The organism is Pedobacter frigoris, assembly GCF_032678645.1.
GTDB classification, from domain to species: domain Bacteria; phylum Bacteroidota; class Bacteroidia; order Sphingobacteriales; family Sphingobacteriaceae; genus Pedobacter; species Pedobacter frigoris_A.
This window is the reverse complement of the sequence record NZ_JAVTSP010000008.1, coordinates 104,317-124,478: the sequence shown is the minus strand read 5'-3', so window position 1 is coordinate 124,478 and position 20,162 is coordinate 104,317. Positions and strand designations below refer to the sequence as shown.

General features: G+C 40.1%; 22 protein-coding genes. 8 read left to right on the top strand and 14 right to left on the bottom strand.

The window, feature by feature from the left end:
* The first annotated feature begins 31 nt into the window (after positions 1-31).
* The 3 genes from R2Q78_RS20270 (at position 32) to rpmA (ending at position 1,428) form a co-directional block, all read left to right on the top strand.
* Positions 32-541 carry a hypothetical protein gene (locus R2Q78_RS20270; RefSeq protein ID WP_316794383.1) on the top strand — a complete coding sequence of 170 codons (510 nt, stop codon included), beginning with the start codon at positions 32-34 and terminating at the stop codon, positions 539-541.
* 88 nt (positions 542-629) lie between these two features.
* Complete coding sequence (gene rplU / locus R2Q78_RS20265) at positions 630-941, top strand: 50S ribosomal protein L21 (protein WP_008241463.1); 312 nt, start codon at positions 630-632, stop codon at positions 939-941.
* Positions 942-999: 58 nt separating this feature from the next.
* The gene (gene rpmA, locus R2Q78_RS20260; protein WP_316794382.1) at positions 1,000-1,428 is read left to right on the top strand and encodes a 50S ribosomal protein L27; all 429 of its coding nucleotides are present in this window, start codon (positions 1,000-1,002) and stop codon (positions 1,426-1,428) included.
* A gap of 71 nt (positions 1,429-1,499) precedes the next feature.
* On the opposite strand, the gene R2Q78_RS20255 is transcribed toward rpmA, so the two are convergent.
* Together R2Q78_RS20255 and rnr are read right to left on the bottom strand one after the other, a co-directional pair.
* A complete protein-coding gene (locus tag R2Q78_RS20255; RefSeq protein ID WP_316794381.1) occupies positions 1,500-2,468 on the bottom strand; it encodes a polyprenyl synthetase family protein in 969 nt (322 codons plus the stop codon).
* 16 nt (positions 2,469-2,484) lie between these two features.
* Positions 2,485-4,617 carry a ribonuclease R gene (gene rnr / locus R2Q78_RS20250; protein WP_316794380.1) on the bottom strand — a complete coding sequence of 711 codons (2,133 nt, stop codon included), beginning with the start codon at positions 4,615-4,617 and terminating at the stop codon, positions 2,485-2,487.
* 110 nt (positions 4,618-4,727) lie between these two features.
* On the opposite strand from rnr, the gene R2Q78_RS20245 reads away from it, so the two are divergent.
* Together R2Q78_RS20245 and R2Q78_RS20240 are read left to right on the top strand one after the other, a co-directional pair.
* Positions 4,728-5,684, top strand: coding sequence for a mechanosensitive ion channel family protein (locus R2Q78_RS20245; protein ID WP_316794379.1), 957 nt, complete (start codon positions 4,728-4,730; stop codon positions 5,682-5,684).
* Positions 5,685-5,752: 68 nt separating this feature from the next.
* Positions 5,753-7,066, top strand: a complete 1,314-nt coding sequence (locus R2Q78_RS20240; RefSeq protein ID WP_316794378.1) for a nicotinamide mononucleotide adenylyltransferase — start codon at positions 5,753-5,755, stop codon at positions 7,064-7,066.
* Here the strand turns inward: R2Q78_RS20240 and R2Q78_RS20235 are convergent, their stop codons facing one another.
* Positions 7,067-7,507 carry a GNAT family N-acetyltransferase gene (locus tag R2Q78_RS20235; RefSeq protein WP_316794377.1) on the bottom strand — a complete coding sequence of 147 codons (441 nt, stop codon included), beginning with the start codon at positions 7,505-7,507 and terminating at the stop codon, positions 7,067-7,069.
* Positions 7,507-7,998, bottom strand: coding sequence for a YajQ family cyclic di-GMP-binding protein (locus tag R2Q78_RS20230; RefSeq protein WP_316794376.1), 492 nt, complete (start codon positions 7,996-7,998; stop codon positions 7,507-7,509). The genes R2Q78_RS20235 and R2Q78_RS20230 overlap by 1 nt, the downstream gene beginning before the upstream one ends.
* 98 nt (positions 7,999-8,096) lie before the next feature.
* On the opposite strand from R2Q78_RS20230, the gene R2Q78_RS20225 reads away from it, so the two are divergent.
* From R2Q78_RS20225 to R2Q78_RS20215, 3 genes are all read left to right on the top strand, one after another.
* Positions 8,097-8,834, top strand: coding sequence for a hypothetical protein (locus tag R2Q78_RS20225; protein WP_316794375.1), 738 nt, complete (start codon positions 8,097-8,099; stop codon positions 8,832-8,834).
* A gap of 96 nt (positions 8,835-8,930) precedes the next feature.
* Positions 8,931-10,988, top strand: coding sequence for a polyphosphate kinase 1 (ppk1, locus tag R2Q78_RS20220; RefSeq protein WP_316794374.1), 2,058 nt, complete (start codon positions 8,931-8,933; stop codon positions 10,986-10,988).
* Positions 10,989-10,991: 3 nt separating this feature from the next.
* On the top strand, positions 10,992-11,879 hold the full coding sequence (locus R2Q78_RS20215; protein ID WP_316794373.1) for an exopolyphosphatase: 888 nt from the start codon (positions 10,992-10,994) through the stop codon (positions 11,877-11,879).
* On the opposite strand, the gene R2Q78_RS20210 is transcribed toward R2Q78_RS20215, so the two are convergent.
* The 10 genes from R2Q78_RS20210 to R2Q78_RS20165 form a co-directional block, all read right to left on the bottom strand.
* Entirely contained in the window at positions 11,874-12,335 is a 462-nt protein-coding gene (locus R2Q78_RS20210; RefSeq protein ID WP_316794372.1) for a 4'-phosphopantetheinyl transferase superfamily protein, read from the bottom strand. The two genes, R2Q78_RS20215 and R2Q78_RS20210, sit on opposite strands and share 6 nt — an antisense overlap.
* Positions 12,332-12,586, bottom strand: a complete 255-nt coding sequence (locus tag R2Q78_RS20205) for an acyl carrier protein (RefSeq protein ID WP_316794371.1) — start codon at positions 12,584-12,586, stop codon at positions 12,332-12,334. The genes R2Q78_RS20210 and R2Q78_RS20205 overlap by 4 nt, the downstream gene beginning before the upstream one ends.
* Positions 12,579-13,856: a beta-ketoacyl-[acyl-carrier-protein] synthase family protein gene (locus R2Q78_RS20200; RefSeq protein WP_316794370.1), complete on the bottom strand. Its 1,278-nt coding sequence runs from the start codon at positions 13,854-13,856 to the stop codon at positions 12,579-12,581. Before R2Q78_RS20200 ends, R2Q78_RS20205 begins: the two co-directional genes overlap by 8 nt.
* Positions 13,849-14,295 carry a 3-hydroxyacyl-ACP dehydratase FabZ family protein gene (locus tag R2Q78_RS20195; protein WP_316794369.1) on the bottom strand — a complete coding sequence of 149 codons (447 nt, stop codon included), beginning with the start codon at positions 14,293-14,295 and terminating at the stop codon, positions 13,849-13,851. The genes R2Q78_RS20200 and R2Q78_RS20195 overlap by 8 nt, the downstream gene beginning before the upstream one ends.
* A gap of 190 nt (positions 14,296-14,485) precedes the next feature.
* On the bottom strand, positions 14,486-15,541 hold the full coding sequence (locus tag R2Q78_RS20190) for a type III polyketide synthase (protein WP_316794368.1): 1,056 nt from the start codon (positions 15,539-15,541) through the stop codon (positions 14,486-14,488).
* Positions 15,542-15,551: 10 nt separating this feature from the next.
* Positions 15,552-16,265: a methyltransferase domain-containing protein gene (locus R2Q78_RS20185; RefSeq protein ID WP_316794367.1), complete on the bottom strand. Its 714-nt coding sequence runs from the start codon at positions 16,263-16,265 to the stop codon at positions 15,552-15,554.
* On the bottom strand, positions 16,266-17,393 hold the full coding sequence (locus R2Q78_RS20180) for an NAD(P)/FAD-dependent oxidoreductase (RefSeq protein ID WP_316794366.1): 1,128 nt from the start codon (positions 17,391-17,393) through the stop codon (positions 16,266-16,268). It lies immediately after the preceding gene.
* A gap of 64 nt (positions 17,394-17,457) precedes the next feature.
* Positions 17,458-18,441 carry a type IX secretion system membrane protein PorP/SprF gene (locus R2Q78_RS20175; protein WP_316794365.1) on the bottom strand — a complete coding sequence of 328 codons (984 nt, stop codon included), beginning with the start codon at positions 18,439-18,441 and terminating at the stop codon, positions 17,458-17,460.
* Between the two features lie 4 nt (positions 18,442-18,445).
* The gene (locus R2Q78_RS20170; RefSeq protein ID WP_316794364.1) at positions 18,446-19,402 is read right to left on the bottom strand and encodes a gliding motility-associated C-terminal domain-containing protein; all 957 of its coding nucleotides are present in this window, start codon (positions 19,400-19,402) and stop codon (positions 18,446-18,448) included.
* 24 nt (positions 19,403-19,426) lie between these two features.
* Complete coding sequence (locus tag R2Q78_RS20165; RefSeq protein WP_316794363.1) at positions 19,427-20,158, bottom strand: hypothetical protein; 732 nt, start codon at positions 20,156-20,158, stop codon at positions 19,427-19,429.
* Positions 20,159-20,162 lie beyond the last annotated feature (4 nt).

The window sequence follows — 20,162 nt, the reverse complement described above, 5'->3', positions numbered from 1 at the left end:
GATTAAGAAAGTATTATAGTAAAATAAATATATGACTACCAAAACAAAAAAAATATTCTTAGCCTTTACGATTGTAGTGCCTTTTATCGTTTATTGCGTAATCTATTACATTCCAATGTTTAAGAATGCACCCTTTAAATCGACAGAGTTTGTATCTATTATTTATAAATGGGGACCAGGGGAGAATCTTGAAAATTCATACAATTCAGCTACAGGTGAATATCATTACAAAGACACGCGTGATTCATTGGTGACAACAAATGTTAAGCTTAGGTCTAACGATATCATTTATCTGCATGGTAAAGCCAATGAATTAGGCTTTTGGAATTTCCCTGAAATAATTGCCAACAAGGGAACAGATTTAAAAACCTCAAAAGTGTTGCGCTATGTAATCCAGTTCAATTATAAACGCAAATCCAAAACGGTTACTTATCTGACTGATTATAATGAAATACCGAAGCTTCAGGGGCTGGCAAAACAGATGACGCAATTGATTGAACAAAGCATTAATGATGCTGAACAACGTTATAGTAATAAATAATGAATGGTGTTGTGTATTTATAAAAATAAATTCTATATTTGCACCTCGATAAAAAAAATAAACAATTTAAAATAATAATTATTTAACAATGTACGCAATAGTAAATATAGCAGGACAGCAATTCAAAGTTGCAAAAGACCAGCACCTTTTTGTACACCGTTTGCAAGGAGATGAAGGCGCTAGTATTGAATTTGACAATGTATTGTTGGTTGAAGATGGTGGTAAAATCTCTGTAGGAGCTCCTGCATTGAAAGGCGCAACTGTTTCAGCTAAAATCGTGTCTCATTTAAAAGGTGATAAAGTAATCGTTTTCAAAAAGAAACGTAGAAAAGGTTACAAAAAGAAAAACGGTCACCGTCAGTATTTCACTAAGATCCAGATCTCTGGTATCAGTTTATAATTATTTGTTAAACATTGAATTTCCTGGCTAACAGGTGATTTATAAAATATAAAACAAGATGGCACATAAAAAAGGAGCCGGTAGTTCCAGAAACGGACGTGAGTCGCATAGCAAACGCTTAGGTATCAAAATCTTTGGTGGACAAGAAGCTATCGCTGGAAACATTTTAGTACGTCAGCGCGGTACAAAACATCATCCTGATAAAGGAGTAGGTATTGGTAAAGACCATACTTTATTCGCTTTGGTTGATGGTACTGTAATCTTCAAAAAGAAACAAGACAACAAATCTTATGTTTCTATTTTACCTACAGCTGTAGTTAAAGAAGTTGTTGCTGAAAAAGCACCTGCAAAGAAAGTGGCTAAAGCTGCTGCACCTGCAAAAGAAACTGCTGAAAAAGCACCTGCAAAGAAAGCTCCAGCTAAAAAAGCTGTTAAAGCTGAAACTGCAACTGAATCTACTGAAACAGAAGCTGCTCCTGCAGAATAGTTTTAAGATACTGTTAAAAGAAAAGGCCTCAACGATTGTTGAGGCCTTTTTTATGTATTCTTATTTGATGATCAGCTTTCTCTGTTCATCAACTGATTTGCGAGAAGTATGAGTTCCCTCTTTTGTTCTTCAGGTACGCTGATCAAGTGAAGTGCTGCAAATGCCTTTTCCAGGTATTCCTTCATCACTAATGTAGCCTGCTCTTTTACTTCATACTGATTATACAGCGCAGTTACTTTGCCAATCTTCTCGGCGTTAATTTCAGGACTTTGCTGCATAGTCAATGTCTCAAGATCGTTTGCATCTGCTAACTCCTGTAGCTTTAACCTTAGGAAGGTCTTTTTGTCAGAGATGATATCCCCGCCAACTTGCTTACCGAATTTTTCCGGATCTCCATATACATCAAGAATATCATCCTGAAGTTGGAAAGCAATGCCAAGATTCTCTCCGAACTGGTATATAAGGTCAGCTTCCTCATGACTTGCTTTCGATACAATGGCACCGAGTTTCATCGCTCCGCCAACCAGGACTGCAGTCTTCAAACGGATCATATTGATGTACTCATCAATACTTACATCATTCCTGGATTCAAACTCCATGTCCAGCTGTTGCCCTTCGCACACTCCCTGAGCTGTGTTATTAAAAGTATCCAGCGCAGGTTTTAGTATAGCCACCTCAACTCTGGTTAAATGTTTATTGGCTTCCACCATCATCACGTCTCCACTTAAAATAGCGGTGTTATCGCCCCATTTTTCATGTACCGTTTGCTTGCCGCGGCGAAGTGGTGCATTGTCCATGATGTCATCGTGGATCAACGTGAAGTTATGAAAAGTTTCAATGGCCAGTGCTGCCGGAATGGCCTGTTGAATATCTCCGTTAAATAGGTCTACAGCCATCAGCAGCATGGTAGGTCTGATGCGTTTGCCACCAAGACTCATGATATAACTTATTGGTTCATATAATGATGCAGGATGAGACGGGTATTGTATGTCGTTTATTGCCTGTTCTATTTTTTCTAATAGTTCTGAAGGAGAATGCATTCTTATTTAATGTTGTCTAATCTTGTATCAGTGTGAAATCAATCTGTCGTTTAGCCAGGTCTACTTTTTTAACCTTGACTTTGACCTCATCACCCAATTGGTATTTCTTCTTTTTGCGCTGTCCTACAATGCAGTAGTTTTTTTCATCAAGTACATAAAAATCATCTGAAAGATCTCTCAATCTGATCATTCCTTCACATTTGTTTTCTATGATCTCAACGTACATACCCCATTCGGTAACCCCTGAAATGATGCCTGTAAAGATATTGCCGATATTTTCTTCTAAATATTCTGCTTGCTTGTACTTAATAGAGGCGCGTTCTGCATCTGCTGCCCTTTTTTCCATAGTGGATGAATGCGATGAAGCAGTTTCATACTCTTCTTCATTTGCAGATTTTTCATTATTTAAATAAGCTGCAAGGAGTCTGTGTACCATTACATCAGGATATCTCCGTATAGGAGAGGTAAAGTGTGTGTAATGATCAAATGCCAAGCCATAGTGACTGGTTTTTTTAGTGGTATAGATTGCTTTGGCCATGGAACGGATGGCAAGCTGTGTAAGTACATTCTGTTCTTTTTTACCTTCCACATCCTCCATCAGATAATTTAGCGATTTTGCAATTTCTTTATCTGACTTCATGTTGATCTTATAACCAAAGCGGGCAGCAAATAATGCAAAATTGCCCAGATTCTCGAGGTTAGGGGAGTCATGGGAGCGGTATACAAAGGTGTATTTCTTTTTGCCCTTACCTTTTTTAGAAATAAATTCAGCCACTTTTTTGTTAGCAAGTAACATGAAGTCTTCAATCAGTTTATGAGCATCTTTACGCTCTTTTACATATACGCCAATTGGTTTACCGGTTTCATCCAGTTTGAATTTTACTTCAGTACTTTCGAAACTGATAGCGCCATTCTTGAATTTTCTGTCACGGAGAATGTAAGCAAGTTCATTAAGTTTCAATATTTCTTCCGAATGATCACCTTGTTTGGTCTCGATAACCTCCTGAGCCTCTTCATAAGAGAAGCGTCTGTTGGAATGTATGATTGTCCGTCCAAACCATTCGGTAATTATATTTGCATCGTCATCAAGTTCAAATACGGCAGCAAAACAAAGCTTATCTTCATGTGGTCTGAGCGAGCATACGCCGTTACTCAGGCGCTCTGGGAGCATGGGAATTACCCTGTCTACCAGATAAACTGAAGTAGCTCTTGCATAAGCTTCTTTATCCAGATGGCTATTTGGCTTTACGTAATAAGAAACATCTGCAATGTGAACACCGATTTCATAATTGCCATTTTCCAGTTTCTTAAAAGAGATGGCATCATCAAAATCCTTCGCATCTGCAGGGTCTATTGTAAATGTAACCGTATCTCTAAAGTCCTTTCTGTCTTTCAGATCAGCTGCTGTAACTTGTTCAGGGATTGCATTTGCCTCTCGTTCTACTTCAGGAGGAAAAGCCAGAGGAAATCCATATTGTGCCAATATGGCGTTCATTTCTGTATTGTTTTCGCCCTGTTCGCCTAAGATTGTAACGATTTTTCCTATTGGATTTTTAGCGCTTTCCGGCCAATCGGTTATACTTACCTGAACCTTTTGCCCGTTTTTAGCTCCACCAAGATCACTTAGGGGGACAAAAATATCATGCAGCATCTTGCGGTCGTCTACATTTACAAAAGCAAAGCGGTCAGAAATACGGATCACACCAATAAAATCTGTCTTGGCACGTTTGATGATCTCAACGACCTCACCCTCATTCTTACGTCCGCTTTTTTTGGCGTATATATACACTTTTACCTGATCCCCGTGCAAAGCATTATGAAGCTTGCGGGCAGATACAAAAATATCTTTTTCAAACTCGTCATCCGGTACTACAAAAGCAGAGCCGTCTGTAGTCATGTCTACCTTTCCGGTGACAAAAGTTTTCAGGTCTTTTAAACGGAACTTTCCTTTTTCAGGCTCCAGAAAGATGCCTTTTTTAGCCTGTTCCCTGAGTACATCCAGTATGGTTTCACGACCCGACGGATCAGTAATGTTCAATTTGGCTGAAACCTGCTTGTAATTCAGGGCTTCGTTTTTACTTTTCTCTAAAACATCGCTAATTAATTGTATTAAAACGAGTTCCAGATGAGATGATTTCCTTTTTGCCATAATATAGATATGAATCAATCGAAGGTAACAATTTGAACTGATAGATTGTTGTATTTTGTACCTTTGCTTGTGTAGTATCAGGTTAGTTTAACTCTAATTTATTACCAGAAATGATAGAAGATAAAGAAAGAAAGACCGGTAAGGAATTGCTGATGATCGCCATTAAGACTATAATTTTTGGTATCCTGGTCTATTCATTTTACATCAGTCAGGATTCTTATGCTGATCATTGGACATTTTACAAGGAGAACCCAAGAATCAAGAGCCTTGCTCTAGCAATATTTGTTTTTTTAGGTCCGAGTTTGATGATATCGGTGCTCAGACTGGTGATCATTTACTGGTACATCAGAAAGCATAAATTCAAAAGCAATATCAAAGATAATTTCATATTGGGCATCAATCGAATTGTGTCTATACTAAATACGGTGTTTTTAGTAGTCGCATTTACCACTTTATGGAATGTAAAGATCGAGGAATTGGTATTTAGTGTTTCCATCGTTGCTGCTGCGCTTGCTGTCACTTTCAAGGATTATATTGGCAATATGATCAACGGGCTGATCATCATGTTTTCGGACAGGTTATCGCTGGGTGATCACATCAGGATCGGCGAGCATGAAGGTAAAATACTGGACATTACACTGATCAATATGATTTTGCAAAATGAAGACAGTGACATGGTCATTATTCCAAATTCGCTGGCATTCAGTTCTGTAATCATCAACCAATCCAAGCAAAATACCAAGAAACTCAGTATTGAGTTTGAAATGTCGCTGACCAACGGTTATACTCCCGAATATCTGGAAAAGCATCTAAACAAAGTGATAACTTCATATTCAGATAACGTGGTAGAAGAGGGCTTGACAGTAAAAACTATTGCAATCAATAAAGATGTGGTGATCTTTAAAGTGATGATCCTGCTGAAGCGTTACGATAAAGTAAAAGAACGCGAGATCAGACGTGCTATAAATACTGCATTAATACGTTTGTCCGCGGTTCTGAAGGACAAAGATGCTAATCCTCAAGTTGAAAATACAGAAGACAACCCACTTATTAAGATACAATCTTGATAAGAGAAATCTCATTTGATAAGTGTTATTTTATCGTCCAAATTCAGCGGTTTGCTTAATTTTGCAAAATGGAAAGAGAAATCCTTGATACCAAGCGTAAAGCGCTAAAGATTAACTTAAACCCTAAGATTTACGGAACTTTTGCGGAGATAGGTGCAGGGCAGGAAGTAGCCCGTAACTTTTTTACTGCAGGAGCTGCTTCCGGCACGGTTGCGAAAACAATGTCGGCCTACGACATGACCTTCAGCGATGCCATATATGGAGTAGAAGAGTCCGGCAGGTATGTAAGTGATTCCAGGTTATTGAAGATGCTGAGCCATGAATTTGGATTGCTTACTGAGCGTCTGCATAGCGAGAAATATGACAATCGTACTTTTTTCGCTTTTGCAAATACCGTAACCACCTTAAATTATAATAAATCAAATGATCCTCACGGATGGATAGGTTTGTGCTTTCAGACTGAGCCTGATGGGGAGCCGAATGAAATATTTTTCCATGTGCGCCTGCTCGATACTGATGCCGCACTGCAGCAAAATGTACTGGGGATCATCGGGGTCAACCTCGTATATGCCGCTTTTTATTACCATCAGGACCATAAGGCCATGATTGAATCTTTGGCTGATAACCTTACCGTAGGATCTGTAGAAATTGACCTAATCTCTGTAAACGGACCCGCCTTTAAAGGCGCAGATAATATATTGCTCAACCTTTACCTGATCGTGAAGGACTTTTCTGATGCAGCCATTTTTGATTCTACAGGCAGGCCTCGTTTGCCTAAGGACTTGTTGTACAAGAAAGACATCATGATTCTTCGTACAAAATATGCGCAAAAGTCCAATCCGAACTTTAGTATGCTCAACAAAGCAGTAGATCAGTTTGTGCGCACAGAAAATGTGCAGGAGGAGAACCTCAGTGTATTGATTGAAGTACTGATGTCAAATCTGCTTTCTGCCAATGAAGCGGTTTCTGATGAAATAGACCTGACCGCAGTGGCCAGGAGGGCTGAAGAAATGTGCAAGACAGGCAATAAGGTAATTGTTTCTAACTTTGCAAGACACAATAAACTGGCTAAATACCTTGATCGCTGCAGGCCTAAAAGTGTAGGGATCTCTACAAATATCAACAACTTAAAGTTTGTGTTTAATTCAACGAACTTCGGTGAAAATTACTCAAGCCAGCTATTGAGTTATGTAAGTGATATGTTCAACAAGAACGTGAAATTGTTCGCCTATCCTTTCCTGGATAAGAAAACCAATGAAGTGATTACCAGTGCCAATATGCCTGTCACACCTGATGCCAAACCATTGTTTGATTTTCTTATTGTCAATGGATACATCACCGACATTAAGGATTATAGTGAAGACGATGTGAAGACTGTTTAATTACAGGTCTTTGTAAGCGTCTTTAATCACCACCGCCATTAGCCGGTCAGGATGATCAATCGGTTTAAAGCCAAATTGTGCATATAAGCCATGGGCATCCTGAGTGGCCAGCATATATCTTCTGAGTCCCTGAAGATCTTTGTGGAAAAGCATTAATGACATTAGTTTTTTTGACAATCCCTGACCTCTGTAAATCTCATCAACGTATACATCTGCCAGATAAGCAAACGTAGCCTTGTCCGTAATCCATCGGGCAAAACCAATTTGTCTGGTATCCTTATAGATACCAAAACAAAGGGAGTTTTCTATAGATTTTTTAACCACATCAAGCGGAATGTTTTCTGCCCAGTAGGATTGATTGCTGAGGTAGTGGTGCACGGCAACCGAATCTATTTTTTGAGTATCGTCAGAAAAGATAAAACCACTGTCTTCAATTTCCATTAGTTCCTCATGTTGATGTATTGTAAAGGCTGACCAAAATCTTCTTTACGACATAAAGCAATAACACCCTGTAGGTCATCAATGTTTTTACTCTGTACACGAACCTGGTCATCCATCATTGAAGCCTGTACCTTTAGTCCGCTTGCTTTAATCTTTGCAACGATCTTTTTTGCAGTTTCCTTATCAATTCCTTCCTTTATTGAAATTTCCTTTCTGATCATATTCCCCGAAGCATATTGTTCTTTGCCGAAATCCAGGCTTTTTGCATCCAGTCCCTGCTTGATCATACGGGATATAATTGCATCCTGTATAGCTTTAAGACGCATATCGTCCTCTGTCACTACAGTAATTACATTTGTTTTTTTATCATGATCTATAGTGCTGTTTGAACTATTGAAATCATAACGGTTAAGGATCTCTTTTTTTGCGTTATTTATCGCATTATCAAATGTTTGTGCATCTACTTTGCTTACAATGTCGAAAGTGGGCATGATTATAGCTTTATAGTTAAAAATATGTTAGATTTAAGTATTCTTGGATTTATCATACAAAAAAAACAAAAATTTATAAAATATAAATAGTGTAGTATATGAAAACCAATAAGTCAAAGGTGCAAAAAAAAGGCTCAAAAAAAGCAGCCAAGAAACAATTGGAGAAAAGCTTAACCGATAAAATCCTTGAAGTGGTAAAACACCTGGGGCACGATGCAGAGAAGATTGGTAAGGATATAGAAATAGCGAGTAAGTTTGTCGCCAAAAAAATGTCTAAAAAGTTCAAGCAGGTTAAGGCTGCGGTAGAAAACAAATTAGATGAAGTGTCTTCAGCTAAGAAACCTATCGCCAAAAAAGCTGCTAAAGCTAAAAAGGATGTTAAGAAAGGTACAAAAGAAGCAAAAAAAGTAGTTGCAAAAGCAGTAGCCAAAGCTAAACCTGTTGTTCAAAGTGTAAAGGTTGCGGCCATTGCAACCGAAGAGAAAGCAGCAAAAGCTATAGCAAAACCAGTGAAAGCAGTCGCTTCAAAAGCAAAAACCGTTGCGAAGGTTGTTTCGGCAAAAGCCGAAGAAGTAAAGACTGAGGTAAAAGACGCTGTAAAAGCCGCAACAGCTAAACCTGCTGCAAAAGCACCAGTAAAAAAAGCTGCACCGGCCCGCACTACATCCGCAAAAGCCCCAGCTAAACCAGCAACAAAGACCGCTGCTAAACCTGTTCCTGCTAAGCCGGCAGTTCCAAAAACAACTTCGAAAGTAGCTGTTTCTAAACCTGCGGAGGTTAAAAGTTCAGAAGCTGCACCTGCAACAACTGAAAATAAAGTATCAGAAAATAAGTAAGAATAATTAACAATTACTTAACAAAAGAATATGCAGTTTTGAGCGGTGGATGTCCAGCAAGGTAATTCTTTGGACATCCACTCTTTTAATTAATATATGACGAAGAAAAAGGCACCGTTTTTAAATAGGGAAATCAGTTGGTTGTACTTTAACGAACGGGTTTTACAGGAAGCTGCAGATGAAACAGTGCCCCTTATTGAGAGAATAAAGTTTCTTTCTATTTTTTCTTCAAATCTTGAGGAGTTCTACAGAGTCAGGGTGGCCACCATGAGCCGTCTTTCCAATCTGAATGATAAATCCAAAGCTTTACTGGGCTTTAATCCGAGGAAGGTACTCAATGAAATCAAAAATATAGTAGTAAAACAAGAGCGCAAATTTGAGCAGCTTTTTCAGGCAACCTTAATTAACGAACTTGCCCAGAATAGGATATTTATCCTGAATGAAACACAGCTAAACGTGTCCAGAGGGGAGTTTGTCCGCAATCATTTCAGGGATAAGATATTATCCAACCTGGTTCCGATAATGCTCGATATGGACAAACCATTTCCAGAGCTTAAAGACAGGTATCTGTATTTCTTTGTTCGTCTTTCCAGAAAGACTTCCAAAAGAAATGCGAAATACGCATTGATAGAACTGCCCCCGGATCTGCCCAGATTCCTGGTGTTACCTGAGACCAATGGGTTGAAATTTATCATTCTTGCCGAGGATATCATTAAATATTGTCTTGATGATATCTTCTACGTGTTCAATTATGATGTTTTAGATGCCTATTCCATTCAACTGACAAGAGATGCAGAGCTTGATATCGATAAGAACATCAGTGATAAGTTTATTGAAGAGTTGAAAACAAGTCTGGATAAACGAAAAAAAGGCAAACCGATGAGGTTGCTTTACGATACGGAGATGCCTTTTGATATGCTTACTGTACTGATCAGTAAATTAAAGATAGAAGCAGAAAGTCTGATCCCTGGAAACAGATACCATCGTTTTGGTGATTTCATTGCATTTCCAAATGTAGGTGCCAAGGATCTGGAATACGCGCCAAATGTGCCATTGAAAGTACATGGACTGCACCGTACAGAAAGCATTTTCAATAAATTGCATGAAAGAGATTATGTCATAAACCTGCCATACCAGTCCTACGACTATATTATCCTTTTCTTACGTGAGGCAGCTATAGATCCTAAAGTAACTGAGATTAACATTACCTTATATAGACTGGCAGAAAACTCCAGGGTCATTAACGCCCTGATCAATGCAGCTAAAAACGGTAAAAAGGTCAACTGTCTGGTTGAGCTGAAGGCCAGGTTTGATGAGCAGGCCAATATATTTTGGACCAGTAAGCTAGAAGAAGAAGGAGTACATGTGAACTATGGATTGACAGACTATAAGGTACACTCCAAGATCTGTCTGGTGAAAAGGATGGAGAAGGGAAGACCTGTATACTATGCTAATCTGGCGACCGGTAACTTCAACGAGAAAACGGCTAAATTGTATTGTGATCACAGCATATTTACAGCTAAGAAAGAGATCACATCAGATCTGATCAAACTGTTTACTGCACTCAATAAAAAGACGGTAATAAAAGGCTTTAAACACCTGATCGTATCTCCATTAGAATCACGCAGTAAAATGTATGGATTGATAGACCGGGAGATCAAAATTGCAAAACAAGGCAAGCCTGCCTATATGATATTGAAAGTAAACAGCCTTGCAGATGAGGGAGTAGTTGAAAAGCTCTATGATGCCAGCAATGCGGGTGTTAAAATTAAGCTGATTGTAAGAGGTATTTGTACTTTAGTTCCCGGTATTGAAGGGTTCAGTAAGAACATCACCGTAATCAGCATCATTGATAAATTCCTTGAACATGCCAGGGTATTTATCTTCGGTAATAACGGCAAGGAGGAAATGTTTCTTTCCTCAGCAGATCTAATGAGCCGTAACTTTGAACATAGGGTAGAGGTAGGTTTTCCAGTGTTGGATGAAGATGTACGCCATGAAATCAGGGATATTATTGAATTCCAGTTGCAGGACAATGTAAAAGCAAGGGACATCACCAGGCTCAATAATAATAAATACCATAAAAACAGACTTACTACCAAAGTTAGGGCGCAAGTGCAAACCTACAATTACCTAAAAAACAAACATCAATAATACATGTTAAGATACGCTGCCATCGATATAGGATCTAATGCCGTAAGGTTACTCATCGCTGATATTTCAAGAACTGAAGGAGGATATACATTTAAAAAAAACACATTGGTACGTGTACCTTTAAGATTGGGCGATGATGCGTTCCTGGATCAGCACATTTCAGATCGTAAAGTAGAAGATCTCGTAAAGACCATGATTGCCTTTAAGAACCTGATGGATGTATATCATGTATCAAAATACCTTGCCTGTGCTACATCAGCAATGCGCGAAGCAGAGAACGGAGGAGAAGTTATCAAGAAGGTAAAAAAGATGGCTGATCTGGATCTGGAGATCATAGAAGGACAGCGTGAAGCGAATATTATTTATTCAAACCACATTGAAGAAAACCTGGATGCTAAAAGGAGCTATCTGTACATAGATGTTGGTGGGGGAAGTACTGAATTATCTGTTTTTGTAAATAAAATGCCTGTGGCCTCTAAATCCTTTGATATCGGCACCATACGCATTCTTGATAACCAGGATAAAGATGAAACCTGGGAGTCAATGAAGCAATGGGTTAAGGAAAATACCAAATCTCTGAAAAATGTTGCAGGTATAGGAACTGGCGGAAATATCAATAAACTATTCCGCATGTCTGATGAAAAAGATGGGATGCCTCTGTCTTTTATCAAATTAAAAGGTTTATACAATCAACTCAACAGTCACTCTCTGAAGGAAAGAATTGGTGTTTTCGGGCTTAATCCAGATAGAGCAGACGTAATTATTCCAGCTTGCGAGATCTACATCACTCTGATGAAATGGACGGGTATCAAACAGATCTATGTGCCTAAGGTAGGGATGGTAGATGGTATTATTAATTTATTGATAGAAGAAAACCTCGTCGACTTATAAATAGGCAAGTGCGAGATACTTGCCATGATGGCTTACGCACTGCGGATTACTGTTTTTATAATCCGGATAGCAGCCTGTAATCTCTACCCGCACAGTTTGTAATGCAGCCTGTTCACCTGATGCGATGGTATGCACATAAGCGTCATTCAAATCACTACGGGTATAATAACACTCGCTTTCATAAGTTACGCTCCCTGTGGCGCTATGCTCATGAATGCTGATGTTGTCGCAGACCAGTCTAACCGGAGCAAAAGACCTTAAGCCTGTTTTTCTGGAATTGATTTTGTAGGCCGATTCTTTCATGGTCCACAACAGCCAGACCATTAAATTGGCATCAGGGGCTGAGGCGATCAGGCATTGTTCAGAGGCAGTAAATAATTTATCCAGATAACCTTTTCTTCCCCAGTTACTGTCCTTTGCCGCCTGCTTCAGATCTACAATGTCATTGCCGATCATTTGTCTGCCAGCTTCTGTTCAACTACATCAATGGAAGCGCCAACGCTCAGCATTTTTTCCATAGCAGTATTATCTATCTCTATTCCAAATTCCTCCTCAACATCTAAAACGATATCTACAAGATTGGCCGAATTGATCTTAAGGTCCTTAATGAAATCTGTCGACTCATCAAGCTGATCCAGCGCAGACTTGTCATCTACATAAACGGTGATGATCGGTTTTAATCGGGCAATGATTTCTTCTCTATTCATTTTTATAACTTTTGAAGATGATACAGGCATTTACATCACCAAAGCCAAAGCTGGCTTTGGCCACTATATTTAAATCCTTTTTCAATAATTTGACTGGAATCTTTTGAGCGTTAATGATGCTTGTAATTTCAGGATTCAGATCTTCACAATTGACATTTGGAAAAATAAACCCCTGGTCAAGCTGCAATACCGACGCTACAGATTCTAGACTTCCTGCTGCGGTAAGGCAGTGGCCTATAGTTGATTTGAGTGAATTGATTAAAGGAAATTCAGTGCCTTCAAGACCTAGCGCCAAACTCCAGTTTCGAATCTCTACCGCATCTTTTGCTGTTGCGGTCAGATGACCATTAATAGCATCAATATCTTTTGCTTCAATGCCGGCATTTATCAATGCGGCTTTAATGCAACGTTGAACAGCGGTATTGTTCGGCGCAGTCATGCTACCTGTCCCAAGCTGCCCACCCGAATTGATGTTACCACCCAAAACTTCCGCATAAATCCTGGCGCCACGTGACAGGGCAGAGTCCAGGCTTTCCAAAACCAAAGCCCCTGCGCCACTTGAGGGTACAAATCCGGAGGCGCTTTCGCTCATTGGCCGGGAGGCTTTTTCCGGAGATTCGTTGTGCTTATAAGTACAAACCTTTAATGCATCAAAACCTGCCCATATATAAGGGCCACTATCACTCGTGCTGCCGGCCAGCATCGTAATCGCCTGTCCGCTTTTAATTCGCTCATAAGCCATTAAAATACTCTCTGTGCCCGTGATGCAGGCCGATGAATTGGTGGTGACCTGATTGCCTAGTCCAAGTTTCCCTCCAAGGTAAGCACTTACGCCACTTGCCATGGTTTGAGCGACTACAGTACTGCCTAATTTACGGATTTGTTGTTCATCGATTTTATAAATCGACTCCCTGAATTTATCGATGCCCGACGTACCAGTTCCGAATATCGTTCCGCTATCCCAGTCGGGTTCATCGCCCTCACGACTCCTCAGGCCAGCGTCATGCCAGGCATCCATTCCGGCTATTACACCATAAAGAATGCCTGTACTATTGAAGTTCTTTAATTCTAAAGGAGTAAAATAACGGGATATCAGTTCGTCGCTCAATTCGGGTGTACCACTGATCTGGCAGGAAAAACCGAGTTGCGCCAATTGCGGATCATATTTAATTCCTGATACTCCATGCTGGATTGCCTGAGTAAAAGACTTTAATCCGATCCCATTTGGTGCCACCACACCTAATCCCGTTATGACAACCCTGTTATCCATTCATTTTATTGGTTACCATTCCAGATACAGTACCCTTACATACTACTTCTCCGGCCTCATTTAGCATCTGTACATTGCAATGCAGTTTTTTAAACCTGAAATAGATTTTCTCCGCTACTACTTTAACTTTTTCCCCGGGATAAACGGGTTTCATAAAGTCGATCGCAGTAGAAGTAAGCATCACATGTCCTGGCAGGCCACCCTCGGCACTACCTGATAAATAGATGCCCAGACAAACCAGTCCGACCTGAGCCATAGTCTCGGTGAGTATTACGCCTGGGGTCACGGGTGCATCTTTAAAATGGCCTTTATAAAAATCAAGTTCTTTGTCGAAAGTATAACTGCCGGTAATGCCGGTTTCGTCGATTTCATCGATGGTGTCTACAAACAGAAATGGTTTTGAGTAAGGTAAGTGTGCTAAAATTTCTTCTTTATTCATGTTGTGTTTTTTTATCGTTAACCAGTCATCTCTAGCTTGCGAGAGATCTCTTGATCATGTTTTACCAGAAACAAATTCCGCTCAAACAAGAGATCTCTCGTTTCACTCGAGATGACGACCGGTTCATCAAACTCCTGCCAGGCAAGATAACTACCCAGCAAGATAATTGCTTAGCAAAACTAACCTTAAATCACCATTTCAACAAAATCCTTTGCGCAGAAAAACCCGGTCCAAAACTTAGCATCAAACCATACTGCCCTGCAGCAGGTTTCACGTCATCCATATACCTTTCCAGCACATACAGCACCGTGGCGCTCGACATGTTTCCATACAACCTTAAAACTGTTTTAGTCTCCTCAATGTTCTTTCCAAGTTTAGAAAAAAGTCCTTCTACCAGCTGTACAATTTTTTTTCCTCCAGGATGAAAGATCAGATGGTCAATCTGCCCGACTGACAGTCCGTTTGCCGCGAGAAAGGGATGTATGATTTCCGGGAAATGCTGTTCTATGGTATCAGGTACACTAACATCCAATACCATCTGCAAGCCAGTATTGGTCAACTTAAATCCCATCATCTCCTCGGCATTATAAAAATGGTACATCTCATCAGCAATAACCTCCGGACCTTCGTCATCAGGATGAGAAGAGAGCAATGCACAGGCTGTTCCATCACCAAAAATAGCAGCACTTACGATGTTTGCCATAGAGAAATCATTGAGTTGGAAAGTAGCCGTCGGCGACTCATAAGCTAGTACTGCTGCCCGTTTTCCGGGATTGGCCATCAGAAAATTCTTCGCATAAATTATGCCCGAGATGCCCGCCGCACAACCCATTTCAGTAACTGGTAAGCGTATGATATCTTTTCTTAATCCCAAAGCGTTGATCAGGTATGCGTCCAAAGAAGGGATCATGATCCCGGTACAGCTTACTGTGATGATGTAATCAAGGTCCCGGGGCTGCCATCCTGCTTTCTCCAGTGCTTGCGATAAGCAGCTACTGCCCAGTTTGATACCCTCCCTTATGTAAATCTCATTGCGTTGCTCAAAAGACATGTTACTGAAAACCTCTTCGGGCGACATGATGGAGTACCGTTCGTCCACACCTGCATTCTCAAAAATCTTCTTTACCTTTTTTACAAAACGCTCATCCTGACCATCTAGCCAAACGTCTAAAAATGGCAGAATATCTTTTGTTTTTCTTGAATAATCGGGCAATAGCTTACAAACATTAGTTATTTTTACGCTCATGACAAAAAGGTTATAAAGTTTTGATCAGCCATTGATACCTGAAGGCCCATTTCCATTTGATGCTATATTTTTTCAGACCCAGGTCCCGGGAATACGCCAACAGGTCTTTCCGTTTAAATCCCCTTAAAATAGAAACCAGTCCATCATCCCTCGACATTTTATTGAGGCCAAATACGAAGCACAGTGCCATGAAAAGGTAATAAGCCAATGCGCTTCTGTGAAGATCATTAATTACAATTCCTTTAGCCGCTTGTGTCATAAAGCCATTGATGAGTTTGATGATTTCCGAATCTTTAAAATGATGCAATGTTAATGTACATAGGATAACATCATAGTTTCGAGGTTGTTTAATTTCCTCAAAAATATCCGCACATAGAAAACTGATATTCGGATATTCAGCAGATAAATTGCCGGCATGCTTAATGGTGAAATTGTTTGCATCTATGCCAACCAGATTAAATCTAAGGTCATTTTCGGCAGCATAGTCTGCCAAAGTCCTCAGCATATCGCCATTGCCACAGCCTACGTCCAGGATGCTCACTTCATTGCCTGGCGAATGATCCTTCAGCAGCCATCTCAAGCCCTGAAGCGTTACTTTATTTCCACCAAGCAAGCGGTTGATGCTGGCAATTTTATCCAGTGCATCTCTAAGTAGGTCGCCTTCCATTTCAAAATCATCCATGATTTCAGGAGAGTTGCTTCTGTATCGGGTGTTTATAAACATCTATCGAATAGGTTTTCCATGAGTTAATTTAATAATGAAAGACAATGCTGATGGGAATTTAACGAATACATTTAACAAAGGTTTGAGCAATCTTTCTTTCCTTAAAACTGTAGCCAAAATTCTGCCTGTCAGTAGCCTGTCCTTAAAAGTACGGTCCCATTGTTCTGAATAGCGTTTTTCAAGGTCTGCTCTTGATGTTATACTGCCTTTTTTATATTTAATGAGTAGTTCTGCGCAAATCTTAGCACTATGTATCGCCATCGCCATGCCATTTCCACACAGCGGATGAATAAGTCCTGCAGTATCACCAGTCATTAAAATATGGTTGTACACTGGTTCTTTTTTGTCGAAGGAGATCTGACTAATAGTTAGGGGTTGTTCGAATAACAATGTGCAGGATTCAAATATTTGTTTTAGATGAGGATTTTTAGATAACACCCCTTTTTGAAATTCATCGATATTTTTAAAGTTTTTGAAACTTTTGTAGTCTGTCAGATAGCAGATATTGATCCTGTTGTTTTCCACTTTAGAAACACCACAATAACCACCTTTAAAATTGTGTATTGCTACAAGTCCATCTGGAAAGTTTCCTGCATAATGCGCTTTTATAGCCAGCCATGGTGACTTTTTAAGAAGGTAGTTTCTGTGAAGCTTTTGATCTATATTTGCTCTTTTGCCATAAGCGCCTATTACAAACGACGCTTTGAATATGCCTGATAAATAGGTGTTTACTGTAAATTCATCGGCTGAAAACGAAACCTGATCAACCGTGTCCCTTATGAAATTACAGCCCAGACTTACAGCCTTTTCATACATGAAATTGTCCAGCGCAAACCTGCTGATCCCGAAACCACCTAAAGGTAGATCTGTAGTAATTGCCTTTCCCTGCGGAGAAGAAAATGTCAATCTGGAAATCTGTTCAGGGTCTAATGTAAAAGGATCAATATCCAGCGACCTTAAATAGGGGAGTACTTCATTAGATATGTACTCACCACAGACTTTATGCTGCGGAAAGGTATTCTTTTCAATAAGCGTTACCTGAAGACCGGATTTTAATAGATGTATTGCACATGTTAGTCCTGCCAGACCTCCGCCTATAATAATGATATTGGTATTTTCAGGATTCATGGCAATCTGGTAGAGCTGTCAGTAAATGTACTGATTTACAACATTGAAAACCCGTGATTGTTCTTTAAAAATCGTAGCAGTTCAGTTGCCTGTCTTTTCTTGATGATTTACGGTTTAAATAAAATCCTGCAGAGATTTCATGACTTCCCGAGTTGTAATTCTGAAGTTTGTTGAGCGTGTAGTCATAGGAGTACCCGATTCGCAGGTTGGGAGTGGCAAAAACTTCAATTATCAGACCGGTAGCACTGCTTTTCGGTAAATTATTTTGAAGATTGGGTTTGTTATACAGGCCCACAGAAGTTCTATAAAATGCACCTAGCCAGATTCTTTCGTTCAATAGAATAAATCCGTTGATGTCCAGTGATGTTGGGCCTTTTATGTCGTCTTTAAGCATGACAACCGGTTTTATAGTAAGTTCATCAGAAAGCGGAAAAAGTGCCCCGGCTGTAAGGTAAAAGTGTGGCTCGGGAACTGGAACAGTCAGATTGCTCATGTTTTTTCTCGCCGCATAACGCGACAGCATATTGGTAGCCGAAAATCCGGCAAAGAAGTTTTCATTAGAATAATATACGCCGACACGTACATCGGGCAGTATTCTGGTTTGTGAGGATGTGGCAACAGATCCGTCTGTCTGATCAATGCTCTGCAATTTATTGCCATCAAGACCCAGTTGTATCAGTCCGGCCGCAATGCCGAAAGACAGCCTTGAATTCTCGTAATAACCCAGCCTGATCTTGTATGCGTAGCTGCCATAAGCGCTCAGATAGCTTTGGGCGCCAATCTGATCATTAGTAACAGACAAACCTAATCCGATATTGCCTTCAGGAGTAGCCCCATCTACGGCAACGGATAAGGTTTTTGGAGCACCTTTAATTCCCTGCCATTGTGCGCGGTAAAAGGACTGGATATAAACGTTTTCCTTGTAGCCGGCATATGCCGGATTAATGTGGATGCCATTAAAGAGATACTGCGTAAACTGACTTTCCTGCTGTGCATGTGCGAAGCAAGAAAAGATCAATCCGGTCAATATTAAAATAATTCTTCTCATGGCTTTACTTGTTGTTGATGCCTCTTATTAAGGTGATATAGCCTTTATATACTTCCCATTTGTTACTCGCAGATTTGAGCTTTAACAAGTAGAAATAGGTCCCTTCATTGAGTGAACTGCCATCCCAGTCATTTTTGTAGCCTTTTTTCTGGTAAACTGTGCTACCCCATCTGTTGATGATGGTCATTTCATTCTCGACGTACTTATCCAGTCCCGGGATTTCAAACGTATCATTTTTGCCATCTCCGTTTGGTGTAAACACATTTGGAATGATGATTCCGATGATTTCTTTGTTGTCTTCCGAGCTATTGTTGTTTGGATTAGGGTCGGTCTCTACAGCGCTAACGGTAGCTGTATTTTTGACTAAACCCGGTTGCAGTGCTTTAGTTCTTATTTTTAGTTCTGCGCTCTGACCGTTATCAAGCTTGTCGATTTCCCAAAGTACCACTCTGGTAGAATTGTTATAATCAGCTTTTCCTAAACTAGGGGCGAGCAACTGCTCCATACTGATCTCGGGTGGAAGAGCATCATGTACTTTTACCTGTGTGGCATTTGCAGCACCATTGTTCGTTATTTTAATTAGGTATTCAAAAGTATCATTTATGCTAACAGCCTTGACCTCGGAAGTCTTCCTAACCACCAGGTCAGCGGTTAATGCCACTGGAACACCTATTACAATTTCCAGAGGATCAGATATATCTGAAGCACAGCCTTCAGCATTAAAGGATACAACATTATATTTACCAGCAGAAGTCGCAAGGTACTCCTGTTGAGTAGCATTAGCTATCGCAACGTCATCTTTAATCCACTGATAAGTGGTGGCGCCAACAGAATTCGCCCGCAGTTTTAGTGAAGAACCCTGCGCGATCTTCACGGGCTGCGAACTGCCAGATTGCGCAAAGCCTGCCGTTGCACTAAGCAACAGCAGACTTGTCACGAAACCTGTTTTTCTGTTAAACATTTCAACAATTATGAATTGAGCAATTTAGTTCCCAGCGATGGTAATAACCGGTTTTGTAGGTCCATTGGTAACTGTAACTGTTTTTTTATCCGAAGTAATCAAATCACAGCTTTTCAGTGCATAAGTTGTTTTTACATATACCTCGTAGCTCTCAGCTGTGGTTGGCGAAGTAAGAGCAAGCGTTGCTGATGTACCACCTGTAGCTACAGCTGTTTCAGCTCCTGCACTTGCTTTTGTATACCATTGGTAAGTCACTGGGAAAGTGAAACCTGCTGCTGTGTTACCAGTTACGTTAGACGAAAAATTGAAAGTTTCGGAAACATTATTACAAGCAGCAACATCAGAAGGGGCGGTAACAGTTACAGATTGTTCTGGAAGTACGAAAACAAGCTGATCATAAATCTCAGAACATCCGGTTAGCGTATTTGTGGCTTTTAATTTATAGGTATAAAATCCGGCTGCAAGTGCCGCTGCTTCATCAAATGTGCCTGTATTGACAGCAAGTGCGGTCCCGGTTCCACTTCCATCAGCTGAGGGGAAGCGCGTTTCCCATACATAAGTAGTGTTGGCAGGAGGAGTAGGAGTTTCCAGATGTACTTTTTTTCCGGCGCAAATTACCTGATCTAAGCTGGTTATGTTGGCATTTGCAGCGGTGAAATTAGCAAGCGAACTGATTGTTTGGCTGTATACATTAGCTGTAAACATGGAGAAAAGGCAAATGATTGCAGTTTTCAAAATTGTTGATTTAGTGTTCATAATG